Here is a 1441-nt window from a genome sequence, read left to right as displayed (position 1 = left end):
TGTCGTTGTTCTGTGATAATGTCACGGTATAACTGTTCTGAGATAATGTCACTATGGGACAGGAGAGAGTGACATTGACCAGAGCAGAATGGAAAAAGGTACTTGTGGTGGAGAAAATCCTCGACGGACACATGACCAACGCGGAAGGAGCGGCGGCACTCGGACTCGGCGTCCGGCAAGTGATTCGGCTGAAAAAGAAATATGTGGAAGAAGGAGGCGCCCAGGCACTGGCCCACGGTAATCGGGGAAGAAAGCCGAAACACGCGATCCCGGAGGAAGTCAAAGATCACGTCGTCGAGTTGTACACCACAACGTATCACGGCAGCAACAACTGCCACTTTGCGGAGCTTTTGGAGGAACACGAATCGATTAAGCTCAGCACACCCAGCGTAAGACGCATTTTACTGTCCAAAGGCATCAAGCAAGCCAAACCGCGTCGGCGCAAGAAGGCTCATCAACCGCGCCAGCGAAAGCCGCAAGCGGGCATGCTGTGGCAGATCGATGCGACGCCTTACGCCTGGCTGGAGGATCGGGCACCGTCCTTCACCCTCCATGCCGCCATCGACGATGCGACAGGTACCGTCGTTGGCGCCGTGTTCAGGCCCACGGAATGCCGCGAAGGCTACTCGCTGGTCATGATGCAAGGCATCCGGAACTACGGCGTGCCGCTGGGGCTTTACAGCGACAAACATACCATCTTCCGGTCACCCCATGAAACGCTGTCGCTTGAGCAGGAACTGGCAGGCGAAACCAAACCGCTATCCGACTTCGGCAAGGCAATGGCGGAGCTGCACATCGAGCATATCAAGGCCCTCTCGCCGCAAGCGAAAGGCCGCATCGAACGCCTCTGGGGGACGTTTCAGGATCGCCTGGTGATTGAGCTGCGGCTGCTCGGCGTGAAGACGATCGAGGAGGCCAACGAAGCGCTGCCCAAGCTGCTGGAGAAGCACAATCGCAAGTTTGCCGTCCAGCCCAAACAAGCGGAATCGGCATACATGGAGCCGGATCCGTCCGTCAAGTTGGAGCATGTGTTCACGGCCCGCAAGTACCGAAAACTGGGACACGGAAACACGCTCTCATACAACGGGAAGGTGTATACGTTCGCCAAGCCTTGCAAGTTCCGTTTCGACGCCAGAGCAACGGTTGAGGTGCGTGAGACGCTCACCGGTGAGGTGCTCGTATGGCATCATGGTCAGGCCATCGCGCTGAAGGAGACGGAAAAGCCGGTACGTGATCCTGCGACTCCAACAAAAAAGGCGGAACCTGCGCCACCCCGCAAGCCCGCCGCCAACCATCCATGGAGGTTGGCATGGAGTCCAAAGCAGCTTCAGCGTAACACAAATTTCGCGCCAGGCCAAGTCACCTGACCGGTGACTTGGTACATTCAAAAAGTGACATTTTCACAGACGAGTTAAGGTGACATTTTCACAGACGATTGACA

General features: G+C 56.5%; 1 protein-coding gene. It reads left to right on the top strand.

From position 1 onward, the window contains the following. Positions 1-74 precede the first annotated feature (74 nt). Complete coding sequence (locus KJQ12_RS11280) at positions 75-1367, top strand: ISNCY family transposase (protein ID WP_015253089.1); 1293 nt, start codon at positions 75-77, stop codon at positions 1365-1367. The last annotated feature ends 74 nt before the right edge of the window (positions 1368-1441 follow it).

It is taken from the genome of Thermobacillus xylanilyticus (genome assembly GCF_907165215.1).
In the GTDB taxonomy this organism is placed as follows: domain Bacteria; phylum Bacillota; class Bacilli; order Paenibacillales; family Paenibacillaceae; genus Thermobacillus; species Thermobacillus xylanilyticus.
This window is presented reverse-complemented; position numbering and strand designations above follow the sequence as displayed.